This is a genomic window from Streptomyces sp. NBC_00414 (assembly GCF_036038375.1).
GTDB lineage: Bacteria > Actinomycetota > Actinomycetes > Streptomycetales > Streptomycetaceae > Streptomyces.
Map to the genome: position 1 here is coordinate 2020792 of NZ_CP107935.1, position 23784 is coordinate 2044575.

Genomic DNA, 23784 nt, shown 5'->3' on the forward strand with positions numbered 1-23784 from the left:
TCAGCTCTCCTTCTTGGCCCTGCTCGGCTGTACCCGCTTCGGCTCGCCCGGCATCTTCGGGTACTCGGGCGGGTACGGCAGGTCGCCCATCCCGTGATCGTGTTCGTCACGGTCGGCGAGCTCGAGCAGGGCTTCGAGGGAGTAGGCGTGGTCGTCCATGTCCGCGTGCACGTCGCCGAGTTCGGCGAAGCGCGCGGGCATGGTGACCAGGTCGAAGTCCCGGGGTACGGCCTCGCCGACCTCCTCCCAGGTGAGGGGCGCCGACACCGGCGCGTGCGGGCGGGGGCGTACCGAATAGGCGGAGGCGATGGTGCGGTCGCGAGCGGTCTGGTTGTAGTCGACGAAGATCTTCTCGCCCCGTTCCTCCTTCCACCAGGCCGTGGTCACCTGATCCGGCATCCTGCGCTCCAGCTCCCGTCCGACGGCGATCGCGGCCCGGCGGACCTGGGTGAACGTCCAGCGCGGCGCGATCGGCACGAAGACGTGCAGGCCCCGGCCGCCGGACGTCTTGGGAAAGCCGCGCAGATCCCCGTACGCGTGGAGCACCTCGCGCAGCTCATGGGCGGCGCGCACCGCGTCGGCGTAGTCGGTGCCCGGTTGCGGGTCGAGGTCGATGCGCAGTTCGTCGGGCCGGTCGACGTCGTCGCGGCGCACGGGCCAGGGGTGGAAGGTCAGCGTGCCGAACTGGGCGGCCCACAGGACGGCGGCGACCTCGGTGGGGCACATCTCGTCGGCGCTGCGGCCGCTCGGGAAGGCGATGTGCGCGGTGGGGATCCAGTCGGGCATGTTCTTCGGCGCCCGTTTCTGGAAGAAGGACTCGCCGCCGACCCCGTCCGGGTAGCGCTCCAGGGTCGTGGGCCGGTTCCGCAGCGCGCGCAGGATTCCGGGGCCGACCGCGAGGTAGTACCGCGCGAGGTCCAGCTTCGTGAAGCCGCGCTCCGGGAAGAAGACCTTGTCCGGGCTGGACAGCCGTACCGTCCTGCCCGCCGCCTCCAGCTCCACCGCGTCTGCCATGCGAGCCACGGTAGGCGCACCGCGTATACCTCGCACATCAGGATCCAAGGTGCACATCGGGCGAATCTTCGCCGGTCCGCGCAGAATCGGAGCATGGATCTGCCGGTGATGCCGCCCGTGAAGCCCATGCTCGCCAAGTCCGCGGCGCGGATTCCACCGGGCATGCACTACGAGGCGAAGTGGGACGGGTTCCGGGCGATCGTCTTCCGCGACGGGGACGAGGTCGAGATCGGGAGCCGTAACACGAAGTCGCTGGTCAGGTACTTCCCCGAGCTCGTCGAGGCACTGCGGGAGCGGTTGCCGGAGCGCTGCGTGGTGGACGGTGAAATCGTGATCGCGCGGGGCGGACGGCTCGACTTCGACGCCCTCTCCGAGCGCATCCATCCGGCGGCCTCCCGGGTGAAGACGCTCTCGGAGCGCAATCCCGCGTCGTTCGTGGCGTTCGACCTGCTCGCGCTGGCCGACGAGTCGTTGCTGGACGTCCCCCTGTCCGACCGGCGGGCCCTGCTGGAGACGGCACTGTCCGACAGCACGGCTCATGTGCACGTGGCGCCGGCGACGACAGACATCGAGGTGGCGCGACGGTGGTTCGAGCAGTACGAGGGCGCCGGACTGGACGGAGTGGTCGCCAAGCCGCTCACGCTGCGCTACGGGCAGGACGAGCGGCTGATGTTCAAGATCAAGCACGAGCGCACGGCGGACGTGGTGGTCGCGGGCTACCGGCTCCACAAGAGCGGGCCCGTCGTCGGTTCGCTGCTCCTCGGCCTGCATGACACCGAGGGCACCTTGCAGCACGTGGGGGTGTGCGCGGCCTTCACGATGAAGCGGCGCGAGGAGCTGATCGCGGAGCTGGCCCCGCTGCTGATGGAGTCGGCCGCCGGGCACCCGTGGGCGGCGTGGGCCGAGGAGTCGGCGCACGAGTCGGCGCGACTGCCGGGCGCGCCCAGCCGGTGGACGGGCAAGAAGGACCTCTCCTGGGTGCCGCTGCGGCCGGAGCTGGTGTGCGAGGTGGCGTACGAGCACATGGAGAACGGTGAGCGCTTCCGGCACATGGCGCGTTTCCGCCGCTGGCGCCCCGACCGCACGCCGGAGAGCTGCACCTACGCCCAGCTGGAGGAGCCGGTCGGCTACGACCTGGCCGACATCCTGGGACCGCAGGGCTGAACGGCCCCGCCGACTTGCGCCTTCCGGGCGAACACGTCCAAGTCGGCTTTCCGGCTCCGCCCCGGCCTCGGCGCCCCGGCGGCCTCGATCCGAACTCCCCCCAACGCCCTTACCGAGCGGGCCGGTTGGGTACGGAACCCGCGTGGGCCGGAAGCGTCGCTCCGTGACACCGCCGGCCGGACCGCCTCGGGCTCACGCCCGCGCCCATGACCCGCTCGGACCAGCGCACGCCTTCGATCCTGGCTCATTGGGTACGTACCTATTGAACCTATAACCTGAAAAACGATGAAACGGGGCATGGTGGGCACGGTGCGCATGAGACGGACGGGGCGTTCGAGACGCTCAGCCATGACGACGACGCTGCTGGCCACCCTGCTGGTGGGCGCCGCGGCGACAGCCTGCACGAACGGTGATCCCCTCGACGACAAACAACGCGGGAACATGCCGCCCCGCGCCGACAGCACCGGGGACACCAGCGCCCCGGCGAGCCCGGCGCCCCGCGCCGCCTCCCCGCTCGCGGTGAAGATCGACAACGTGCCGGGCGCCCGGCCGCAGACGGGCCTGGACGCCGCGGACGTCGTGTACGCCGAGCAGGTCGAGGGCGGGCTCAGCCGGCTGATGGCGGTGTTCGCGACGCGGTTGCCGGACGCCGTCGGCCCCGTACGCAGTGCGCGCGAGTCGGACCTGGAGCTGCTGCGCCAGTTCCACGAGCCGACGCTCGCCTTCTCGGGGGCACAGAAGAAGCTGCTGCCGCTGATCGACGAGGCGCCGCTGCGGACCGCCCTGCCGGAGGAGCGGGCGAACGCGTACTACCGGGGCACCGACAAGCCCCAGCCGCACAACCTCTATGTGCGCCCCAACCGGCTGCTGGCGTCCGCACCGGGGGCCGACGCGCTGACGACGGGCTTCCGGTACGGCACCGCGCCCGCGGGAGGCACCGCCGAGAGCACGCGCACGGTCCGCTTCCCGGAGGCCCGCTTCACCTTCGACTGGTCCGGGGACCGGCAGCGCTGGCTGGTGTCGATGGACGGCACGCCGACGGTGACGACCGGCGGGAAGCGGGTGGCCGCCTCCACGGTCGTCGTGCAGTACGTGAACATCCGCACGTCGCGGTACCACGACTATCTCGGCAACTACACGCCCTACACGGAGACGGTCGGCTCGGGCACGGCGAAGGTGCTGCGTGACGGCAAGGCCTTCGACGCGACCTGGAAGCGGCCCCTCGCCAAGGGAGGCACGGAGTTCACGGCGGCGGACGGCACGCCGATGAACTTCGCCGAGGGTCAGGTGTGGGTGGTGTTCGCGAAGGCGTGACCCACTGCTCCGCAGCCGGCCGGCGTATCGCCTTCGTCCGCGGGTGCGTCGTGGCCGGTCGCGCAGTTCCCCGCGCCCCCAAGAGATTGCGCCGTTCCCCGCGCCCCTGAAAGGGCGCCCTTCGGCGGCGCGGCCGGCCCCCACCGGACCTGCAGACGACAACGGACCCCACCGCGCCCTCGCCCCGTCAGGGCGCCCGGCTGACAACCGGCTCCCCCGCGGCACCCGGATTGCGCAGACCCTCCGCCGCGTCCGATACGCGCTGGATCAGATCGAAGAAGAGTGCCTGCTCCTCCCCGGAGAGCGGGGCGAGGAAGACCTGGTTCATCCGAGCCGTCCGCACGGTCAGCTTGCGATGGACGCGCAGCCCCTCGTCCGTGAGGCGCAGCAGGGAACGGCGGCCGTCCTGGGGGTCGCGGACCTTGTCCAGGAGTCCGCGCCGCCCCAGCCGGCTGATGACCTCCGCGATGGTGGACCGGTCGAGCCCCACCCGCTCCCCTACGGTGCGCTGGTCGAGGCCGGGCTCGGCGACGAGCGCGTTCAGGACCGCGAACTGGGGCGAGGTGATCTCCTCGGAGACCATCGTGTTCCACAGCAGGTAGTGCGCCTGCTGCAGCCGCCGGGCCAGGTGCCCGGGGTGGGTGGAGAGGTCCACCGCGGCCATAAGCGCTCCTCAATCGTTGGTGCACTGAACGATAGCGGCCAGCGACGCTCCCCGTCCCGAATCAGCGATGATTCTCTGACCTGCGATGTCAACGAGGGTCTTGACGGTTCACGGCCGGAATGGCAGCGTGTTCGAAACCTCGTAGAAATAGTCAGTGCCCTGATTAATCGGGGCCGCAGGACGCTCGGGAGAGATGGGGCTTCGCAGATGGACAAGGTGGTCTCCACAGCCGCCGAGGCTGTGGCCGACGTACCCGACGGCGCGACACTCGCCGTCGGCGGTTTCGGTCTCAGCGGTGTGCCGAACGTGACGATCGAGGCGCTCCACGAGCGCGGGGTCACCGGCCTGGGCGTGGTGTCCAACAACTGCGGGGCCATGGAGTCCGGCCTGGCGGTCCTGCTGGCGGCGGGCCGTATCGCCCGGGTCACCGGCTCGTACATCGGGGCGAACAAGGAGTTCGCCCGGCAGTACCTGGGCGGGGAGCTGGAGGTCGAGATGATCCCGCAGGGCACCCTGGCCGAGCGGCTGCGGGCGGGTGGCGCAGGCATCCCCGCCTTCTACACGCCGGCCGGTGTGGGCACACAGGTCGCCGACGGCGGACTGCCCTGGCGCTACGACGGCAACGGCGGCGTCGCGCTGGCCTCGCCGCCCAAGGAGGTACGGGACTTCGACGGCACCCCGTACGTGCTGGAGCGCGGTATCCGCACCGACTTCGCCCTGGTGCGGGCCGCCAGGGGCGACCGGCACGGGAACCTCGTCTTCAACAAGTCCTCCCGCAACTTCAACCCCCTCGCGGCGATGGCCGGACGGGTGACCATCGCGGAGGTGGAGGAGCTCGTGGAACCCGGCGAGATCGATCCGGACGCGGTGCACCTGCCGGGCATCTTCGTGCAGCGGGTCGTCGCGCTCACCCCGGAGCAGGCGGGCGCCAAACTGATCGAGAAGCGGACCGTCTCGGCGCCCGCGGCAGAGGGGACGGTGGGCCGGTAATGGCCTGGAGCAGGGAAGAGATGGCCGCCCGCGCCGCGCGCGAACTGGCCGACGGTCAGTACGTGAACCTGGGCATCGGGCTGCCGACGCTGATCCCCAACTACCTCCCCCGGGACGTGGAGGTGATCCTGGAGTCGGAGAACGGCATCCTGGGCACCGGCCCGTACCCGACCGAGGAGCAGGTCGACCCGGACCTGATCAACGCGGGCAAGGAGACCGTCACGGTCCTGCCCGGTGCCTCCTACTTCGACTCCTCGCTGTCGTTCGGGATGATCCGCGGCGGGCACATAGACGTCGCCGTCCTCGGCGCGATGCAGGTCTCCGCGGGCGGCGACCTGGCGAACTGGGCCGTGCCCGGCAAGATGATCACCGGCATCGGCGGGGCCATGGACCTGGTGCACGGCGCCCGTACCGTGATCGTCGTGATGACCCACACCGCCAAGGACGGGTCACCGAAGGTCCTCGACGCGTGCACGCTGCCGCTCACCGGCAAAGCCTGTGTCAACCGGATCATCACCGACCTCGGTGTCCTGGACGTCACCGACGAGGCTTTGGTACTTGTCGAAACGGCGCCCGGTGTCACGGTCGATGAAGTCGTGGCGAAGACTGCCGCCAAGGTCCGTATCGCCGAAGAGCTCGTCGAGGAGCTCACCGAGGAGAAACAGCCGTGAAGGACGTCTACATCGTCGACGCCGTCCGTACCCCGTTCGGCAAGTACAACGGAAGCCTCGCCGCCGTCCGCCCGGACGACCTGGCCGCCCACGCCCTGCGCGAACTCCTGGCCCGTACGCCGGAGTTGGACCCGGCCCGGATCGACGACGTGTACTTCGGCAACGCGAACGGCGCCGGTGAGGAGAACCGCAACGTCGCCCGCATGGCGGGCCTGCTCGCCGGTCTGCCCACCTCCGTACCGGGCGTGAGCGTCAACCGGCTGTGCGCCTCCGGCCTTGAGGCCGTCATCCAGGCCGCCCGCGCCATCGCGCTCGGCGACGCCTCCGTCGCCCTCGCCGGCGGTGTCGAATCGATGACCCGCGCCCCCTACGTCCTGCCGAAGAGCGACCGGCCCTTCCCCGCCGGGCACACCGAGCTGTACTCCACCACCCTCGGCTGGCGCATGGTCAACCCGAAGATGGACCCGCAGTGGACCATCCCGCTCGGCGAGTCCGCCGAACTCATCGCCGACAAGCACAAGATCAGCCGTGAGCAGCAGGACGAGTTCGCCCTGGCCAGCCACCGCAAGGCAGCCGCCGCCCAGGCCGCGGGCCTCTTCGACGGCGAGATCGCCGCCGTCTCCATCCCGCAGCGCAAGGGCGACCCGGTGCCCTTCGGTGCCGACGAATGCGTACGCGCCGACGCCTCCCTCCCCGCGATGGCCCGGCTCAAGCCGTCGTTCCGCACCGAGGGCGGTACGGTCACCGCGGGCAACGCCTCCCCGCTCAACGACGGCGCCGCGGCCCTGCTCCTCGTGGACGAGGAGGGCCTGGCGGCCACCGGTCGCGAACCCCTCGCACGGGTCTCCGCGTCCGGCGTCTCCGCGCTCGACCCCGACTACTTCGGGCTCGCCCCCGTCGAGGCCGTCAACCGAGCACTCGCCAAGGCGGGCAAGACCTTTGACGACCTGTCGACTCTCGAACTGAACGAGGCATTCGCCGCCCAGGTCCTCGGCTGCGTCGCCGAGTGGCCCGAGTTCGACCCGGCCGTCCTCAACCCGCAGGGCGGGGCCATCGCCCTCGGCCACCCCCTCGGCGCCTCCGGAGCCCGCCTCGCCGGGACCGTAGCCCACCAACTGGCCCGCAAGGGATCGGGAGTCGGCGTCGCCACCCTCTGCATCGGCGTCGGCCAGGGCCTCGCCCTCGTACTGGAGCGTTAGGAACTCTCATGGCTCTCACCCAGTCGGACATCGACACGGAGATCAAGGACCAGCAGGACGCGTACGACAAGGCGGTCGCCGGTGGCGCCCCGGTCCTCGACCACCCGCGACGCGACTACGCCCCGTACCGCAGTTCGCTGTTGCGGCATCCGAAACGGCCGCTGGTCGCCGTGAGCGGCGGCGATCCGGAGACCGTCGAGCTGTCGGGTCCCGTGTTCGGCGTCACCGACATCACCGACCACGACAGCGACCTGACCATCCATCACCGGGGCGAGCCGATCGGCGAGCGGATGACCGTCTCGGGCCGGCTGCTCGACCGCGACGGCCGCCCCGTGCGCGGCCAGCTCGTCGAGATCTGGCAGGCCAACGCCGCCGGCCGGTACGCCCATCTGCGCGAGCAGCACCCGGCGCCGCTCGACCCCAACTTCACCGGCGTGGGACGGACTCTGACGGACGATCAGGGCCGGTACTCGTTCACGACGATCAAGCCCGGTCCGTACCCGTGGGGCAACCACACCAACGCGTGGCGCCCCGCGCACATCCACTTCTCCGTCTTCGGCTCGGCGTTCACCCAGCGGCTCGTGACGCAGATGTACTTCCCCAGCGATCCGCTGTTCCGGTACGACCCGATCCTGCGGTCCGTGACGGACGAGGCGGCCCGCAACCGGCTGGTCGCCGCGTACGACCACGACCTGTCGCGGCCCGAGTTCTCGATGGGTTACGCCTGGGACATCGTCCTCGACGGTCCCTCCGCCACCTGGATCGAGGAAGGCCGGTGACCATGGCCGAGCGACTGCTCCCCACCCCGTCCCACACCATCGGCCCGTTCTACGGGCACGCCCTCCCCTTTCCCGACGGCGACCGAATAGCCCCCCAGGGCCACCCGGACGCGATCAGCCTGCACGGGTACGTGTTCGACGGCGCGGGCACGCCGGTCCCCGACGCCCTGCTCGACTTCTGGCAGGCCGCCCCCGACGGCTCGCTGACGGGGGCCCCCGGTTCGATGCGGCGCGATCCGTCGACCGGCGGCTTCGTGGGCCGCAACGGCGTCGACTTCACGGGGTACGGGCGGGTCCCCACCGACTCCGACGGGCGCTACGCGCTCCACACGCTGGTGCCGGGCAACTCCGGGCTGCCGTACATCAGTGTGTGCGTGTTCGCCCGCGGGCTGACGCACCACCTCTTCACCCGCGCCTACCTCGCCGACGGGCCTGACCCGCTGCTCGACTCGCTGCCGGCCGAGCGGCGCGCCACGCTGATCGCCACCCAGGGGACGAACGGGATCAACCGGACGTACCGTTTCGACATCCGTCTTCAGGGCGAAGGCGAAACGGTCTTCCTGGAGTTCCAGTGACAGCAGTCGAACCGACCGGTTCCGCCGGTCCCGGCAGACCTGACGGGCCTGATGGGTCCGTCGGGTCCGACGTCGGGCTTCTCGCGCCGGGGCGGGTGGGGTCGGCCGCCGAGGCCGCGACCGGCGACCCCGCCTTCCTGCGGGCGCTGCTCGACGCGGAGGCGGCGCTCACCCGTGCGCAGGCCTCGCTGGGGCTCGCCCCGGACGAGGCCGCCGCCGCGGTGACCACCGCCGCCGGGGCGGCGCGTTTCGACGTCCACGCGCTCGCGCTGCGCGCACGGGCCGGCGGCAACCCGGTGATCCCCCTCGTGGCCGACCTGGGCGCGGCGGTCGGCGCCGGGCACTCCCCGTACGTCCATCGCGGCGCGACCAGCCAGGACATCATGGACACGGCCACCATGCTGGTCGCGGTACGGACGCTGGACCTCGTCCTGGCCGACCTCGCCCGTACGGAGCGCGCGCTGGCCCGCCTCGCGCGCGAACACCGGGACACGGTCATGCCGGGGCGGACGCTCACCCAGCACGCCGTCCCCACCACCTTCGGTCTGAAGGCGGCGGGCTGGCGGTCCCTGGTACTGGACGGCAGGGACCGCGTCCGGGCCGTACGGGACAGCCTGCCGGTCCAACTCGGCGGCGCGGCGGGCACCTTGGCCGCCTTCGTCGCGTACGGCGCCTCGGACGCGGGCGCGCTCGTCGAGGCGTACGCCCGCGAACTGGGCCTCGCCACGCCGGTGTTGCCCTGGCACACCCTGCGGACACCGGTCGCCGACCTGGCGGGCGCGCTCGCCTTCACCGCGGGCGCGCTGGGCAAGACGGCCGTCGATGTCCTCACCCTCTCCCGTACGGAGATCCGCGAACTGAGCGAGGGCACGGGCGGCGGGTCCTCCGCCATGCCGCACAAGGCGAACCCCGTGCGGGCCACGCTGATTTCGGCCGCGGCCCGCCGGGCGCCCCAGCTCGCGGCGACGCTGTACGGGTCCTTGGCAGCCGAGGACGAACGGCCCGCAGGAGCCTGGCACGCCGAGTGGGAGCCCCTGCGTGATCTGCTCCGGCTGGTGGGCGGTGCGGCCCGGGACGCGGCCGAGCTGACCGAGGGTCTGCAGGTCCACGCGGACGCGATGCGCGCCCATCTGGACCTCACGCACGGCCTGATCGTCTCCGAGCGGCTGTCGGCCGAACTCGCGGCGGTGCTCGGACGTGCCCGCGCCAAGGAGCTGCTCACCGGGGTCGCGCGGCGGGCCACCTCGGAGAGCCGGCCCCTCGTGGAACTCCTCACCGAGGAGCCCGGGCTGAAGGACGTCGATCTGGTGTCCCTCACCGACCCCACCCAGTACACCGGCTCCGCGGGAGCCCTCACCGACCGTGCTCTGGAGCGACGTTGACCAGCCGGACCGCTCAATCCCCCTCGCCCGACGGCACGTTGTTGCATCACCGTGCCGAGGGTCCCGCCTCCGCTCCCCCGCTGCTCCTCGGCCCCTCCCTCGGCACGTCGACGGCCCTGTGGGACAAGGTCGCGCCCGAACTCTCCGTCACCCACCGGGTGGTGCGCTGGGACCTGCCGGGTCACGGCGACTCCCCCGCCTCTCTGATCGGCCCGGGTGCGACCGTCGGCGACCTCGCGGCGCTGGTGCTGGCGCTCGCCGACTCGCTGGGCATCGACCGGTTCTCCTGTGCCGGTGTCTCGCTCGGCGGCGCGGTCGGACTGCATCTCGCGGTCCACCACCCGGACCGGGTGGAGAAGCTCGCCGTGATCTGCTCCTCGGCACACTTCAACGGCTCGAAGCCGTGGGAGGAGCGGGCCTCGCTCGTACGGGCCGAGGGGCTGGCCGAGTTGGCGAAGGGCGCCGACTCGCGTTGGTTCACGCCCGGGTTCAGCGTTCCCGAGCTGGTCGAGGACCATCGGACAGCCGACCCGGACGCGTACGCCGCGTGCTGTGACGCGCTGGCGGCCTTCGACATCCGGGAGCTGCTGCCGCGCATCGGCGCGCCCACGCTGCTCGTCGCCGGGCGCGAGGATCCGGCGACGCCGCCCGCGCATCTGCGGGAGATCGCGGACGCGGTGCCGGGCGCCGGGCTCGTCGAGATCCCGGGTGCCTCGCATCTCGCGCCCGCGGAGCGGCCGGAGGCCGTACTCACCGCGCTGCGCGCGCACTTCGGCGGTGACGCGGGGCGGGGGATGGAGGTGCGGCGGCAGGTGCTCGGTGACGAGCACGTGGATCGGGCGCAGGGTCGGCAGTCGGCGTTCACGGCGCGGTTCCAGGACTTCATCTCACGGTACGCGTGGGGCGAGATCTGGACGGACGAGACGCTTTCGCGCCGTGAGCGCAGCATGGTCACCATGACCGCGCTCGTGGCGCACGGGCACTACGACGAGCTGGCGATGCATGTCCGCGCCGCTCGCCGTAACGGGCTCTCGGCGGATGAGATCGGCGCGGTGCTGTTGCAGACGGCGGTGTACTGCGGGGTTCCGGCGGCGAACTCGGCGTTCGCTGTGGCCCAGCGGGTCCTCTCCGAGGAGGGACGGCCGACGGGGTGACCTGCCGGTGCGGGCGGGCCCCATAGGGGGCGGTCGCCCCCCCCTACGCGCCCGCAGTGGATACCCGGACCGGTCCGGCCCCGACCTGCACCCCGCATGCCGACTGCGGGTATGCGGGGGCCGGCCGCGCAGTTCCCCGCGCCCCTACGGGGCCCGCCGAGCCCGCAGTTCGGTTCGAGTCCCGCGGCTCATCCGTCCAGGCACCCCCGCATGCACACTGCGGGTACGTGAAGGCTGGACGCGCAGTTCCCCGCGCCCCTACGGGGGCGGGGGCGGGGCGTCCGGGCCCAGTGCCTCGCGGGCTCGGGTTGCCAGGCCGTCCGCTCCGCAGGATTCGGCCAAGGTCAGGCCCCGGTTGATTTCCGAGGGCGAGCGGGACGCGATGCCGTACTCGACGCGCGCCGCGGCGTGTTCGTAGGCGCAGGGGGACGATTCCAGGTACGCGACCGCCTGACCGTACAGGGCGACCGAGCGCTGACCCGTCTCCAGGACGGCGGCGCAGCGCAGGGCCTCGCCGATGGCCGTGTCGGTGCCGAAGCGCTCGGCCTGGACGCGGGCGTCGGCCGCGACCTCCGCGGCCCGGCGCGGGTCCTCGGCGGCGAGGGTCCGGGCGAGATCGCCCGCCCAGGGCGCCATCACCGTGTTGTGACCGCCGCGGGCCGCGGACATCTTCTCCGCGGTCTCCAGTTCGTTCACCCCCTCCTCGACACGACCGGTGGCGATGAGCAGCCGGCCCCTTATCGAGTGGGTGTCCGGCAGGACGATCGTGGACGGGTGCGGCGGCTCGAAGGAGTACCGCTCGGCGATCTCCTCGGCCTCGGCGACATGGCCGCGGGCGAGCAGGGTGTCGATGAGCATGCACGCCGCCGACCAGTGCATGGGCAGTCCACGGCCCACCCGGTCCGCGAGCCGCAAGGCCTCGCGCAGCGCCTCGTCCGCTTCTCTCAGGCGGCCCCGCCTGCGGAGCACGTACCCGCCGAACGCGTGCGCGAGGGCCAGATGGCCACCGCTCCAGCCGGCGGACTCGTACGTCCGCCGGGCCTCGGTGAAAAGGCTCTCGGCACGGTCGAGCCGGTCCGCGTACGTGTACGAGATGCCGAGCATCATGAGGAGCTCGAAGCTCCACTCGGTGTCGGTCCAGCCGAGTCCGGGCGCGAGACGGCCGTTGACGAGCGAGCGGTCGCAGAGTTCGGCGACCTCCTCGGCGTTCTCCCCGCGGGTCATGGCGTCGAAGGCCCGCAGGACGAGCAGGGCGCGCTCGGAGTTGTCACGGCCGGTGAGGGGCTTGACCAGCTGGGCCAGCCGGCGCGAGCGGCCGGGCGCGTCCTCCTCGCCGGCGTGGATGCCCTCCCACATGTAGTGCACGGCCTGCAGCCGCATCCTCGCGGGACCGGCTTCGAGCCGGTCGGCCTCCGCGTCGACCACCGCGACGGCCTCCTCCAGCTGGTCGTTGTGGACGAGTGCCGAGGACAGGCGGCAGACCGCGTCGACCCGCAGTTCCTCCTCCAGGCCGTGCACCGTGAGCGCCTGGCGCAGGTATCCGATCGTGGTCGCGGGCGAGGTGAGGAGCGTGGCGCAGCCCAGTTCGTAGAGCACGCGCGCGTGGACCTCCGGGAGCGGCGGTTCCACCAGGGCGCGCTCCAGGCATCGGCGGGCCGCGTCCGGGGCGCCGACGGCGAGGTGTTCGCGGGCGGCCTCGCGCATCTGCTCCACGAGTTCGGGGTCGTCGTCCGGATGGACCTCCAGCAGATGGCGGGAGGCCGCGGCGGCGCCGAGCCCCGACGCGGTGACGACCGAGGCGGCCACGCCGTGCATGGCGGTGCGCAGCGCGTCCGGGATCGAGCGGTAGACGGCGGTGGCGATGAGCGGGTGGACGAACTCCAGCTCGCCCTCGTCGGCCCGTCCGGGTGACCGGTCGGCCTCGGTGAGGATGCGTGCGACGCTCAGCCGCACCGCGCAGCGTTCCGCGTCGTCGCGTTGCATTCCGGCCAGTTCGGCGGCGAGGTCCACGGAGATCTGTGTGCCGAGGATGGCGGCGGCCCAGGCGAACTTGGTGGCGTCGACGCCGAGGCCCTCCAGCCGGTCGACGAGTCCGCGGCCGCGTGCCGCGCGGTTCAGGGCGCGCAGTTCGGCAGCGGAGTCCTCGACGGGTTCCAGTTCGCTGTCCTGGACCTTGGCGAGGAGTTCCACGCTCTCGTAGGGGTTGCCGCCGGTGACCGCCCAGACCTCGCGGCAGAACGGGGCGTCGGCGTGCGCGCCGAGTGTGGCGCGGGTGAGTCCGGCCGTGGCGTCCGGGGTGAGTGCGCGCAGGCTGGGCATCGGGCGGGCCAGCGCGCCGAGCGTGTCGAGGTGGCGGGCGCTCTCGCCGGTGGCGTCCCCGGGGCGGCGGGCGACCACGACGAGGACGGGCAGATCGTCGAGGCGCTCGGCGAAGGCACCGAGCCAGTGCAGGGTCTCCTGGTCGGCCCAGTGGGCGTCGTCGATGATCAGTACCAGCGGCCACTCGCGGCGGGCGAGTCTGCGCACGGCGGCGACCAGGCCGTCGCACACGCCCTGCGGGTCGGCCTGGCGTGCGCCCGGCTCGGCTATGCCGAGTGCGGGTCCGGCGATGTCGTACCAGTCGCCGAAGTACTCGCGTGCCTCGTCGGGCATGAGTGCCACGAGTGCGGGCTGCAGCAGCTGCCGGACGACGTTGAACGGAACGGACGTGATCGTCTCGCCGCCGCGGGCCGACCAGACCGTGCAGCGGCTCTCCGCGACGGCGCGGACCTGGGCGAGCAGAGCGGTCTTGCCGATGCCCGCCTCGCCGGTGAAGACCAGCAGGCTGCCGGCGGCGGAGCCGGCGCACAGGGCGTCGACCGCCTCCGCGACCGCGGCGAGTTCCGCGTCGCGCTCCCAGAGCGGTGCCGAGGCGGCCGCATCCGGCCGTGCCTCCGTCATCCCGCTACCTCCCCAGGTTCGCCCGAACGACGTGCAGACTTCGAGCCTAGCCCTCCGGAAGGCGCGATGGAGCCTGGTCGGGACACCTGTTGCCGTCACGGATGACGGTGGAGGACGGGAGGCGACGGGCCGGGCCGCCGACCAGCAAGGGTGAAAGTTATTGACTGTCAGCTGCCGTGAACTGAAACTAACTTTCAGCATCGTCGGCGGAATCGCCGGGCAGGCCTTTCACCCAGGCCCTCCGGGCACGACCCAGTACGGGAGGAACGGTATGGGTGCCCCGGCGCACGCCTCCGGGCTGTCGGCCGACCGGCCGGAGCGTTCCCGCCGGGCACTGGTCGCGGGGTCGGTGGGCAACTTCATCGAGTGGTACGAGTTCGGTGTCTACGGCTATTTCGCGACGGTCATCGCGGCCCGGTTCTTCACCCCGGAGGGCGGCACCGAGGCCGAGGCCCTGGTCCGGACGTACGCGTCGTTCGCGCTCGCGTTCTTCTTCCGGCCCGTGGGCGCCGCGCTGTTCGGCCGGCTCGGCGACCGGGTGGGCCGCCGTCCCGTGCTGGTCCTGGTCATCGTCCTCATGACGGCCGCCACGACCCTGATCGGCGTCCTGCCCACGTACGACACGGTGGGCGCTCTCGCTCCCTGGCTGCTCACCCTCCTCCGGGTGGTCCAAGGGCTGTCCGCGGGCGGGGAGTTCGGCGGGGCGGTGTCGGTGATGACGGAGTTCGCGCCCCCGGGCAGGCGAGGGCTGTACGGGTCGTGGCAGTCGTTCACGGTGGCGCTGGGGCTGTTGGGCGGGGCGGGAGCGGCGGCGCTCCTCGCGACCCTGCTCACCGAGGCGCAGCTGAACTCCTGGGGCTGGCGGCTGCCGTTCCTGCTGACGCTGCCGATGGGGCTCGGGGCCCTGTGGCTGCGGCTGCGCCTCGACGAGACACCGTCCTTCCTGGCCCTCCGGGCGCACCGGTCCGGTGAGGAGGAACAGCGGCCCGAACGGCCTCCGGGGCGTGCGGTGGTGCGGGCGATCGCGCTGGGCGCGGGGCGCGTCATGGGCTGGGCCGCCGCCGGTTACACCTTCCTCGTCGTGCTCCCCTCGTATCTGCAGACTTCGCTGAACGCCACCTTCCAGCAGGCGCTGGTGGCCACGGTCCTGGCCAACCTGGGCTTCGCGGCCACGATCATCCCTGCGGGCCTGCTGAGCGACCGCATCGGCCGGCGGCCGGTGATGGTCACCGGCGCGCTGCTGGTCTCCGTGCTGGCCGTCCCGCTGCTCGACCTCCTTCAGGACGGGGGCACTTCGAACGCGCTCAAGGGCGCCGCCGTGTTCGTGGCGGGGGCGACCGTGGGCCTGATGGCGGGCCCCGGACCCGCGATGCTCTCGGAGATGTTCCCGACGAGCGTGCGGTACACGGGCCTGGGACTCGCCTACGCCCTGTCCAATGCCGTGTTCTCGGGGTGCGCGGGCCTCATCATCACGGAGACGATCGAGCGGACGGGCAGTGTGGACATCCCGGCGTACTACGCGGCGGCCACCTGCGCGGTCAGCGCGGTCGCACTCCTGACACTCCGTGAGAAGCGGACGGCCGCCGGGAACGCGCGCGCACAGAAGAAGCGGACAGGGAACCGGACAGCACGGACAGAGCAGGCAGAGAAGGGGAGTTGAGCAGGTGCGGGTGATCGGTCTGATGTCCGGCACGTCGTACGACGCGATCGACGCGGCAGCCGCCGACCTGCACCTCGACGGGGAGAGCCTGGTGCTCCGGCCGCTCGGGATGGTGAGCGAGCCGTACGGGGCCGGACTGCGCGAGGCGCTCGCGGCGGCGCTGCCCCCGTCGGCCACCACCCTCGCCGAGGTGTGCCGGCTGGACACACTCATCGGGCAGGCCTTCGCCGGGGCCGCCGTCCGCGCCCAGCGCGAACTGTGCGACGGGCGGGCCGAGTTGATCGCCTCGCACGGCCAGACGGTCTTCCACCGGGCCGACGAGGGGCAGGTGCGCGGCACCCTCCAGATCGGGCAGCCGGCCTGGATCGCGGAGGCGACCGGACTTCCCGTGGTCGCCGACCTCCGGCCGCGTGACATCGCCGCGGGCGGCCAGGGCGCGCCCCTGGTGAGCCTGGTCGACCTCCTGTGGCTGCGCGGGCGGCCGGGCACACCGGTCGCGCTGAACCTCGGCGGCATCGCCAACCTCACCGCACCCGACGGCACCGCCTTCGACACGGGCCCCGCGGGCGCGCTGATCGACGCGGCCGTACGCCGCTTCACCGGCCGCGACTTCGACGCCGACGGGGCCATGGCCGCCCGGGGCACCGTGCACGAGCCCCTGCTGCGGCGCCTGCTCGACGAGCCGTACTACGCGCGGCCGGCCCCCAAGACGACCGGAAAGGAGCTGTTCCACGAGGGCTACCTGCTCGCGGCGCTCGCCGATCTCGCCGCGTCGCCCGACGCGGACGTGACGTCGCCCGACAAGAACGTGACATCGGCCCGTGCGGATGTGCCGCCGACCGCCGAGGACGTGGTCGCGACGCTCACCCGGCTCACCGCGCGGACGGTGGCGGACGCCGTCCGTTCCCTGAGCGCCACCGGGTCCCCGCGCGCCACCGAGGTGATCGTCTCGGGCGGCGGGACGCGCAATCCCGTTCTCATGGAGATGCTCGGCGCGGAACTGCCGGGAGTGCCGCTCCGCGTCTCCGACAGCCTCGGTCTGCCCGCGGCGGCCAAGGAGGCGTACGCCTTCGCCGTTCTCGGATTCCTGACGCTGCACGGGCTCACGGGCACCGATCCGAGGAGTACCGGCGCCCGGCACGCCAGTGTGCTCGGCTCGCTCACGCCGGGGCGGGACGGATTCCCGCCGATGCCCGCAGGCGCGAAACAGCCGGTGCGCCTGGTGCTGGTGTGACCTGAATCGGGGTCCTCTCATACGGCTTTCACCCACACCTCATACGGTGGGGCCATGACGCAGGCGACTCCCCCCGGCTGGTATCCCGACCCCGGGCAGACAAGTGACGGTCCCGCCACGCAGCGCTGGTGGGACGGCAGTACATGGACGGACCAGACCCGCCCCGCGGAGTCGGCCGCCGCATGGGGTGGTCCCCCGGCATATCCGCCGGGCACCCCGTACGGGGGCGCGAGCCCGGGCGGGCCCCGGCGCGGAGTGCGTACGGCGATAGCCGTGGCCGCCGCCATAGCGGTGCTCGCGGGCATCGGCGGCGGGGTGTACGCGCTGACCGCCGACGACGGTTCGGACAGCCCCGAGCAGAGCAACGCCCAGCCCACGCCGTCGCTGCCGGGCGGCCCGCAGGGCCAGGACGGCGGCGGCCAGGGCGGTCCGGGCGGCCAGGACGGCGGTGAGAGCGGGGTTCCGCAGCCACAGCAGTCCGAGGACGGCTTCGCCGCCGACCCCGTCAACGGCATCAGCCTCCCGGTGCCCGACGACTGGAGCGGCTCGACCATCCAGGTGGGCGCCCAGGTGACGTCCAAGGACTCCTACAAGTGCCCGGGCGACGCCTCGGCGACCTGTACGCGCGGCGGCGCCTACTCCGCTCCCGCGCTCGCCCTGGAGCTCAAGGCCACCACCGTCGAGGCGGCGGCCAAGGAGGACATCTCCAAGAACGCCGAGGAATCCTACGGCGGCAAGAGCTACGGCAAGATCACCTCGCACGACGAGCTCTCCTCGAAGGCCGTCACCGTGGCGGGGCAGAAGGGCTACGCGGTCCGCTGGAAGGTCGTCACGAGCAAGGGCGCCGACGGCTACGTCGAGTCGCTGGTCTTCCCGGCGCCCGCCAACGCCAAGCAGCTCGTCGTCGTGCGCTTCGGCATCGACGTCGGCTCCGGGGCGCCCAAGCAGTCGGTGATCGACGACATCACGAAGGGCATCAAGGAGTCCGCCGGCGGCGGTGGCAACGGCCAGGACGTCTAGGACGCAGGACGTGTAGGACGCAGAACGTCTAGGACGCAGGACGTGTGCAGGAAGTACGAGGGTGTGCGGGACACGACCCCCGCACACCGATCGGCCGGGTGGGGCGCCTCTCCGCTCAAGAGGAACCCCACCCGGCCGGGGGGTGCGCGCCGCCCCCGTCCCCACGGTGCGGCGCGATCAGGTCACCGTCCAGTCATCCCATGGACGGCGGCCTGAGTTCTAAGGGGGGTCCGACAGCCCGAGGGCGGGCAGCAGGGCCACTTCCACGTAGCGCAGCAGATAGTCCGCGTCCGCGTGCCGCCCTTCGAGGATGGGTCTGACCCGGAGCACGCCGAGCAGCTGCGCCGGCACGAACTCCAGTACCGGATGGTCGGCGGTGATCTCTCCCCGCTCGACCGCGCGCCCGATCATCGCCCGCAGCGCGTCGAGTTCGGGTTCCACCAGGGCGTCCCGCAGGGCGCGCTTCAGTTCCTCGTCCTGCATCACGGACTGCCCGAGCGCCTGCATGAGCCGGGTGTCCTCGTCGGACCGCTCGCCCGCCGTACGGGCGACGGCGCGCAGGTCACCGGCGAGCGAGCCGGTGTCGATGCCGATGAACTTGGGGCAGTGGTTGGCGCGCAGCGCGGCCGCCACGAACTGCGGCTTCGTCTTCCACTGCCGGTAGAGCGTGGACTTGCTGCACCGGGTGCTGGTGGCCACGCCCTCCATCGTCAGCGCGTCGTAGCCGCACTCGCGGACCTGGTCGAGCACGGCGTCGAAGAACTCCTGCTCACGCTCGGGCGTGATCTTGGAGCGGCGCGAGGCGGCGACCGTCTCCGGTCCCTCCGCTGCCTGCGACGTCATGGCGCTTCCCCTCGCTCGTTTTCGGCACCCTATCGATACGCCAGTGTACCGGAACGGCTTCGTATCGGTACACTGGCGTATCGATGAGCCTTGGACAGGACCCACCCCTGTGTCGAGTGGATCCCCTCCTGGGCTCACCACGCATCAGCACCGTTGAGACCGTCAAGCAAAGGGGCCGGGGGATGAGACTCCCAACCGAGCCTGCACAGAAGGGATCCGCCGCGATACCGCGGCCACCCCTCGTCCGTGAGGTCCTGCTCGTCGCGGGACTCTTCCTCGTCTACAAACTCGGCCGGCAGCTGGCCACCGGCCACACCGCCGAGGCCTTCGGCAACGCCCACCGCGTGTGGGACCTGGAGCGGTTCCTGCACCTGCCCGGCGAGGGCTCCGTACAGACCGCGATGCTGCACGGCGACACCCTCGTCCACATCGTCAACACCTATTACGCGACAGTGCACTTCCCCGCCACGGCGGCCTTCCTTATCTGGCTGTACCTGCGGCGTCCGGGGCACTACAGGTGGGCCCGGCGGGTCCTCGCCGCGGTCACCGCCGCAGCCCTGGTGGTGCATCTCACATTCCCGCTCGCACCGCCGCGGATGCTCGCAGCGACGGGCCTCGTCGACACCGGGCAGGTGTACGGGCCCACGGTGTACGGCGCCTCCCCCGAGACCGACTCCCTCTCGAACCAGTTCGCGGCGATGCCCTCGCTGCACTTCGGCTGGGCCCTGATGGTGGCGATCGGCCTCATCGCGGCGACCCGGTCCCGGTGGCGGTGGCTGTGGCTGCTGCACCCGCTGCTGACGCTGGCGGTGATAGTCGGGACGGCCAACCACTACTGGCTCGACGCGATCGTGGCGGCCGCGATCCTCGGCATCGTCCTCGCCGTCGTCCGCCCGCCCCGCGGGGCACCGGCGACCGCCGAACCCGACCGGGAGGCCGGGGACGCCGACAGCCCCGTACCGCTCGCGTCGGGCGGCCCGGCATCCGGCGTACCGCATGCTCCGGACGTGCCGGAAGCGTCCGGCCTCGTGGGAGCGCGGCGATGAGCGCGACCCTCCTCGCCGTCGTCCTGTCGCTGTTCTCCGCCGTCGCGTACGCGGCCGCCGCGGTGGCGCAGGAACGGCTGGCGTCCCGGACCGGGGACTCCGGAGTGCTGCGCCTGCTGGGCGACAGCGCCTGGTGGTGGTCGGTCGGCCTCAACGCGGGTGCCGCGCTGCTGCACGTGGCCGCCCTCAAGTACGGGACCCTCACCCTCGTCCAGCCGCTCGGCGCGCTCACACTCGTCGCCGCGGTGCCGCTGGGCGCGCGCCTGGCGGGGCGGCGGGTCAGCACGGTCGAGTGGCGCGGTACGGCCCTGACGCTGATCGGGCTCTCCGCCGTACTCGTGACGGCGTCCGGGCCCGCGCCCGACGACGTGCTGAGCGTCCCGCAGGCGCTGGCCGTGGCGGGCGCCACCGCGACCCTGATCGGCTTCCTGGCCCGGCCGGGCGCCCGTCCCGGGCTCCGGCACGCGTCCGCGTCCGGTTTCGCCTCGGGTGTCGCCTCGGCGCTCACGCAGACCGTGACGGTCGCCGCTACGGACCGCTCGGGTCCGCTGCTCGGCGGACAGGTGATCGTGGTGGCCGTGCTGGTCGCGGCCTTCGCCGCGGGCGGACTGCTGCTGTCGCAGACCGCCTACAAGGGCGGGCTCGGCGCGCCGCTGGCCGTGGTGACGCTGGCCAATCCGATCGCCGCCGCGGTGATCGGCCTCTCGCTCCTCGGCGAGCGGCTGCAGGGCGGGGTGGCGGGGCTGCTCCTGGCGGGGGCCGGGGCGGCGGTCTCGGCCTGGGGCGTGGTGACGCTCTCGCGTTCCACGCCTGATCCCGTGCCGGCGCCCGTACCCGTGCCCGTGCCTCCGGCGGTGGAGGAGGAGCCGCATCCCGTGGCGGCGGTCCTCGCGCTGGAGGCCGAATCGGCAGCGTACGAGCGCTCGCTGCTGCCGCGGCAGCCGAAGCCGGGGCATCTCACCTCGCTGTAGAACCGCCCCGAACGGACATGAGGAGGGCGGTCGCGGAGATCCGCGACCGCCCTCCTCATGTGTACCGGTGGCTCAGCCCAGGCCGCGCGAGTCCTGCTTGAGCGCCGTGTCGACGGTGAGCGCCGTCGCGATCACGAGGCTCAGCAGGGGCTCGGGAAGCTGGAAGTGGATCTGCAGGACGTAGTTGTCCGCAGTGGTGAACATCGTCTTCGCGAGACCTTCCCAGGTCTTGGTGATCCGGGCGACCTCGGTGTCGGTGTGGTCGACGATCGCGAAGTTCCAGGCACGCCAGTTCTCCGCCTTGATCGCGCCGACCTGCTGACCATCGACCTTGATCGCGAAGTTGATCTTCCCGAACATGTTCTGCTGGGCGATCTCACCGATCGGCGAACCGTCCGGACGCGCCACGAGCACCCGGGACTTCAGGAACTTGCGGGGCCGGGTCAGCAGCAGTTGCGGCTGACCGTACGCGTCACGGATCTCCAGCTTGTGCGTCATGAACTGGTCGATGCTGGCGACGAAGCGCAATATCTTCTTCAGCGCGTTCTGCCCGACCTGGACGACCGAGCCGAGCTGGTTGCCCTGCTGGTCCATGACCTTGTACTCGTTGGTCAGCTCGATCAGCTTGGCCTTCTGGTTCACCACCAGGACCGGCTCGGTGAACAGGGTCCCGCCACCGGCCGAGTTCGGCGCGACACCGGCCCGCTGCTGCACCTGCTGCTGGACGCGCGGATCGGCGCCCGCGGGCGCCGGCACCTGCTGGGCAGGCTGCGCCTGCTGCTGGTCCTGGTTCGTGTGCTCGGTCCACTGGGTTCCGTCCCAGTACCTCAGGGTCTGGGGCGCGCCCTGCGGATCCGGATACCAACCTGCAACTGTGTTCGAATGCGTGGTCACCGGGGCACACTACCGCGGTCCCGCAGGTACATGACCAGTCCGTCCCATGTGGTACTCATCGCATCTCCCGTGCACTGTCGCCTCACCCGTACCACCTCTCCTGTCCCTGCTCTCCCGGCGGTCTCTCCTAAGCCGTCGCGATCGCCGGGTCGCTGACGCCCGCCCGGCCGTTCTCGACATGCCCGGCGAACCGGCGCAGGAACGAGGTGTCCGCGTCGGAGACGACGGTGAGGTCGTACCAGCGCCTGCTCGCCCGCAGGTCCACGGTGTGCTTCACGGTCGCGCCGGGCCGCACCTTGAACGACCTGGGCCTGCCGCCGTAGCCGTCGGTGAGCTTCAGGTTCACCGTGCGGGCGCCCTTGTTGGTGAGGGTCAGCCCGATGTCGTCCCCGTCGTGGCGGGCGGTGACCTCGGGTCCCGCGCTCTTGCCGGGGCCCTTGAAGACGCGGACGAAACCGTTGGGCCCGTGCACGGTCAGGTCGTACGAGCCGTTCGAGTACGCGGAGTTCCAGGTGTCCGAGACGCTCTTGCCCGCCTCGGTGGTGTACATCCAGGGGCCGTCGGCGCGGTTCGCGGAGGTCACGTGGAAGGAGGCGCCGGCCTTCTTGCCCGAGGCGAAGGTCAGCGTGAACTTCCCGGCCTTCGCGTCGGCCGAGCCGTCGATCCAGGGTGCGTACCGCAGCGGACGGGCGGGCCGCAGACCGCGCTCCTGCCGGGGCAGCTTCGGGTCGGCGGGCGGGGTGGGCTTGTAGTCCGGGTGCCGGTCCTTGTCCGGCGGCTCGTACGCGTCGGTGTCCGGGAGGTGGGCGGGCTTGCCGTCCTTGCGGGAGAAGTCGAACGCGGAGGTCAGGTCGCCGCAGATGGCCCGGCGCCAGGGCGAGATGTTGGGCTCCTCGACTCCGAAGCGGCGCTCCAGGAACCGGACGATCGAGGTGTGGTCGAGGGTCTCGGAGCAGACGTAACCGCCCTTGCTCCAGGGCGAGACGACGAGCATCGGCACCCGCGGGCCGAGACCGTAGGGTCCGGCGACGTACTTCGAGCTGCCCGCGAAGAGGTCCGGGCCGACGTCGACGGTGGACCTGCCCCGGGCGGCCGAGGCCGGCGGCAGCGGCGGGACCAGGTGGTCGAAGAAGCCGTCGTTCTCGTCGTACGTGATGAACAGGGCCGTCTTCGCCCACACCGCGGGGTCGGCGGTGAGCGCCTCCAGGACCTGGGAGATGTACCAGGCGCCGTAGTTGGAGGGCCAGTTGGAGTGCTCGGAGAACGCCTCGGGGGCGGCGATCCAGGAGACCTGCGGCAGCTTTCCGCCCACGACGTCGGCGCGCAGCTGCTCGAAGTAGCCCTCGCCCTTGCGGGCGTCGGTGCCGGTGCGGGCCTTGTCGAAGAGAGGGTCGCCGGCCTTGGCGTTGCGGTACTTGTTGAAGTAGAGCAGCGAGTTGTCGCCGTAGTTCCCGCGGTAGGCGTCCGAGATCCAGCCCCAGGAGCCGGCCGCGTCCAGGCCGTCGCCGATGTCCTGGTAGACCTTCCAGGAGATCCCGGCCTCCTCCAGCCGCTCGGGGTAGGTCGTCCAGTCGTAGCCGAGCTCGTCGTTGCCGAGCACCGGCCCGCCGCCCTTGCCGTCGTTCCCCGTGAAGCCCGTCCACATGTAGTAGCGGTTCGGGTCGGTGGAGCCGATGAACGAGCAGTGGTACGCGTCGCAGACGGTGAAGGTGTCGGCGAGCGCGTAGTGGAACGGGATGTCCTCGCGGGTCAGGTACGCCATGGTCGTGGCGCCCTTCGCGGGGACCCACTTGTCGTACTTGCCCCCGTTGTAGGCGGCGTGCCCGTCGGGCCAGCTGTGCGGCAGGCCCTCCAGGAACTGCATGCCGAGGTCGTCGGCCTCCGGGTGGAAGGGCAGCAGGTCCTTGGTGCCGTCGGACTGGTGCCACACGGACTTGCCGTTGTCGAGCGCGACCGGGTGCGGATCGCCGAAACCGCGGACCCCCCGCAACGCACCGAAGTAGTGGTCGAAGGAACGGTTCTCCTGCATCAGGACGACGACGTGCTCGACATCCTCGATGGTCCCGCGGTGATAGCCCGCGGGGATCGCGGCGGCCTTGGCGATGCTCTCCGACAGCGCGGTGAACGCCGCGGTGCCGCCTGCGAGTTGCAGGAAACGGCGCCTATTCACTTCGGTCATGACTGGGTGACCTCTCGTCCTGACGGGTACGGGTGCGACTGACGGACGGACCTGCGCACACCCGAAACGTGCGCGAAGCGAGTGTTCCAAG

General features: G+C 71.8%; 20 protein-coding genes. 14 read left to right on the forward strand and 6 right to left on the reverse strand.

The genetic code is table 11. The features are described 5' to 3' along the window. Nucleotides 1-1014, reverse strand: coding sequence for a non-homologous end-joining DNA ligase (ligD, locus tag OHS59_RS08760; protein WP_328492809.1), 1014 nt, complete (start codon nt 1012-1014; stop codon nt 1-3). A gap of 93 nt (nt 1015-1107) precedes the next feature. On the opposite strand from ligD, the gene OHS59_RS08765 reads away from it, so the two are divergent. Further along, complete coding sequence (locus OHS59_RS08765; protein WP_328492810.1) at nt 1108-2178, forward strand: ATP-dependent DNA ligase; 1071 nt, start codon at nt 1108-1110, stop codon at nt 2176-2178. 348 nt (nt 2179-2526) lie between these two features. Then, the gene (locus tag OHS59_RS08770) at nt 2527-3492 is read left to right on the forward strand and encodes a DUF3048 domain-containing protein (protein WP_328492811.1); all 966 of its coding nucleotides are present in this window, start codon (nt 2527-2529) and stop codon (nt 3490-3492) included. A 187-nt stretch (nt 3493-3679) separates the two neighbouring features. Here OHS59_RS08770 and OHS59_RS08775 read toward each other — a convergent pair whose 3' ends face one another. Beyond that, nucleotides 3680-4156, reverse strand: coding sequence for a MarR family winged helix-turn-helix transcriptional regulator (locus tag OHS59_RS08775; protein ID WP_328492812.1), 477 nt, complete (start codon nt 4154-4156; stop codon nt 3680-3682). Nucleotides 4157-4363: 207 nt separating this feature from the next. Between OHS59_RS08775 and OHS59_RS08780 the strand changes: the two genes are divergently transcribed. From OHS59_RS08780 to pcaDC, 7 genes are all read left to right on the forward strand, one after another. Beyond that, nucleotides 4364-5146: a CoA transferase subunit A gene (locus OHS59_RS08780; protein ID WP_328492813.1), complete on the forward strand. Its 783-nt coding sequence runs from the start codon at nt 4364-4366 to the stop codon at nt 5144-5146. After that, complete coding sequence (locus OHS59_RS08785; RefSeq protein WP_328492814.1) at nt 5146-5817, forward strand: CoA transferase subunit B; 672 nt, start codon at nt 5146-5148, stop codon at nt 5815-5817. Before OHS59_RS08780 ends, OHS59_RS08785 begins: the two co-directional genes overlap by 1 nt. After that, nucleotides 5814-7016 carry a thiolase family protein gene (locus OHS59_RS08790; protein ID WP_328492815.1) on the forward strand — a complete coding sequence of 401 codons (1203 nt, stop codon included), beginning with the start codon at nt 5814-5816 and terminating at the stop codon, nt 7014-7016. Before OHS59_RS08785 ends, OHS59_RS08790 begins: the two co-directional genes overlap by 4 nt. Nucleotides 7017-7024: 8 nt before the next feature. Beyond that, nucleotides 7025-7795 carry a protocatechuate 3,4-dioxygenase subunit beta gene (gene pcaH, locus OHS59_RS08795; protein ID WP_328492816.1) on the forward strand — a complete coding sequence of 257 codons (771 nt, stop codon included), beginning with the start codon at nt 7025-7027 and terminating at the stop codon, nt 7793-7795. A gap of 2 nt (nt 7796-7797) precedes the next feature. Then, nucleotides 7798-8370, forward strand: coding sequence for a protocatechuate 3,4-dioxygenase subunit alpha (gene pcaG, locus OHS59_RS08800; RefSeq protein ID WP_328492817.1), 573 nt, complete (start codon nt 7798-7800; stop codon nt 8368-8370). Between the two features lie 95 nt (nt 8371-8465). Then, nucleotides 8466-9752 (forward strand): 3-carboxy-cis,cis-muconate cycloisomerase, encoded by a 1287-nt coding sequence (pcaB, locus tag OHS59_RS08805; protein WP_328499131.1) that lies wholly within the window; start codon nt 8466-8468, stop codon nt 9750-9752. Then, nucleotides 9749-10906, forward strand: coding sequence for a bifunctional 3-oxoadipate enol-lactonase/4-carboxymuconolactone decarboxylase PcaDC (pcaDC, locus tag OHS59_RS08810; protein WP_328492818.1), 1158 nt, complete (start codon nt 9749-9751; stop codon nt 10904-10906). The genes pcaB and pcaDC overlap by 4 nt, the downstream gene beginning before the upstream one ends. Before the next feature lie 258 nt (nt 10907-11164). Here the strand turns inward: pcaDC and OHS59_RS08815 are convergent, their stop codons facing one another. Beyond that, complete coding sequence (locus OHS59_RS08815) at nt 11165-13846, reverse strand: ATP-binding protein (RefSeq protein WP_328492819.1); 2682 nt, start codon at nt 13844-13846, stop codon at nt 11165-11167. 271 nt (nt 13847-14117) lie between these two features. Here OHS59_RS08815 and OHS59_RS08820 point away from each other — a divergent pair, with 271 nt between their 5' ends. The 3 genes from OHS59_RS08820 to OHS59_RS08830 are packed head-to-tail and all read left to right on the forward strand — an operon-like array spanning nt 14118 to nt 17760. After that, nucleotides 14118-15506, forward strand: coding sequence for an MFS transporter (locus OHS59_RS08820; RefSeq protein WP_328492820.1), 1389 nt, complete (start codon nt 14118-14120; stop codon nt 15504-15506). Nucleotides 15507-15510: 4 nt separating this feature from the next. Further along, nucleotides 15511-16740, forward strand: coding sequence for an anhydro-N-acetylmuramic acid kinase (locus tag OHS59_RS08825; protein ID WP_328492821.1), 1230 nt, complete (start codon nt 15511-15513; stop codon nt 16738-16740). A 54-nt stretch (nt 16741-16794) separates the two neighbouring features. Then, complete coding sequence (locus OHS59_RS08830) at nt 16795-17760, forward strand: DUF2510 domain-containing protein (RefSeq protein WP_328492822.1); 966 nt, start codon at nt 16795-16797, stop codon at nt 17758-17760. Nucleotides 17761-17979: 219 nt separating this feature from the next. Here the strand turns inward: OHS59_RS08830 and OHS59_RS08835 are convergent, their stop codons facing one another. After that, nucleotides 17980-18603 (reverse strand): TetR/AcrR family transcriptional regulator, encoded by a 624-nt coding sequence (locus tag OHS59_RS08835; RefSeq protein WP_328492823.1) that lies wholly within the window; start codon nt 18601-18603, stop codon nt 17980-17982. 182 nt (nt 18604-18785) lie between these two features. On the opposite strand from OHS59_RS08835, the gene OHS59_RS08840 reads away from it, so the two are divergent. Further along, complete coding sequence (locus OHS59_RS08840; protein ID WP_328492824.1) at nt 18786-19649, forward strand: phosphatase PAP2 family protein; 864 nt, start codon at nt 18786-18788, stop codon at nt 19647-19649. After that, nucleotides 19646-20620 carry a DMT family transporter gene (locus tag OHS59_RS08845; RefSeq protein WP_328492825.1) on the forward strand — a complete coding sequence of 325 codons (975 nt, stop codon included), beginning with the start codon at nt 19646-19648 and terminating at the stop codon, nt 20618-20620. Before OHS59_RS08840 ends, OHS59_RS08845 begins: the two co-directional genes overlap by 4 nt. A gap of 72 nt (nt 20621-20692) precedes the next feature. On the opposite strand, the gene OHS59_RS08850 is transcribed toward OHS59_RS08845, so the two are convergent. After that, complete coding sequence (locus OHS59_RS08850; RefSeq protein WP_328492826.1) at nt 20693-21514, reverse strand: phospholipid scramblase-related protein; 822 nt, start codon at nt 21512-21514, stop codon at nt 20693-20695. A 127-nt stretch (nt 21515-21641) separates the two neighbouring features. Further along, complete coding sequence (locus OHS59_RS08855) at nt 21642-23693, reverse strand: phosphocholine-specific phospholipase C (RefSeq protein WP_328492827.1); 2052 nt, start codon at nt 23691-23693, stop codon at nt 21642-21644. Nucleotides 23694-23784: the final 91 nt, after the last annotated feature.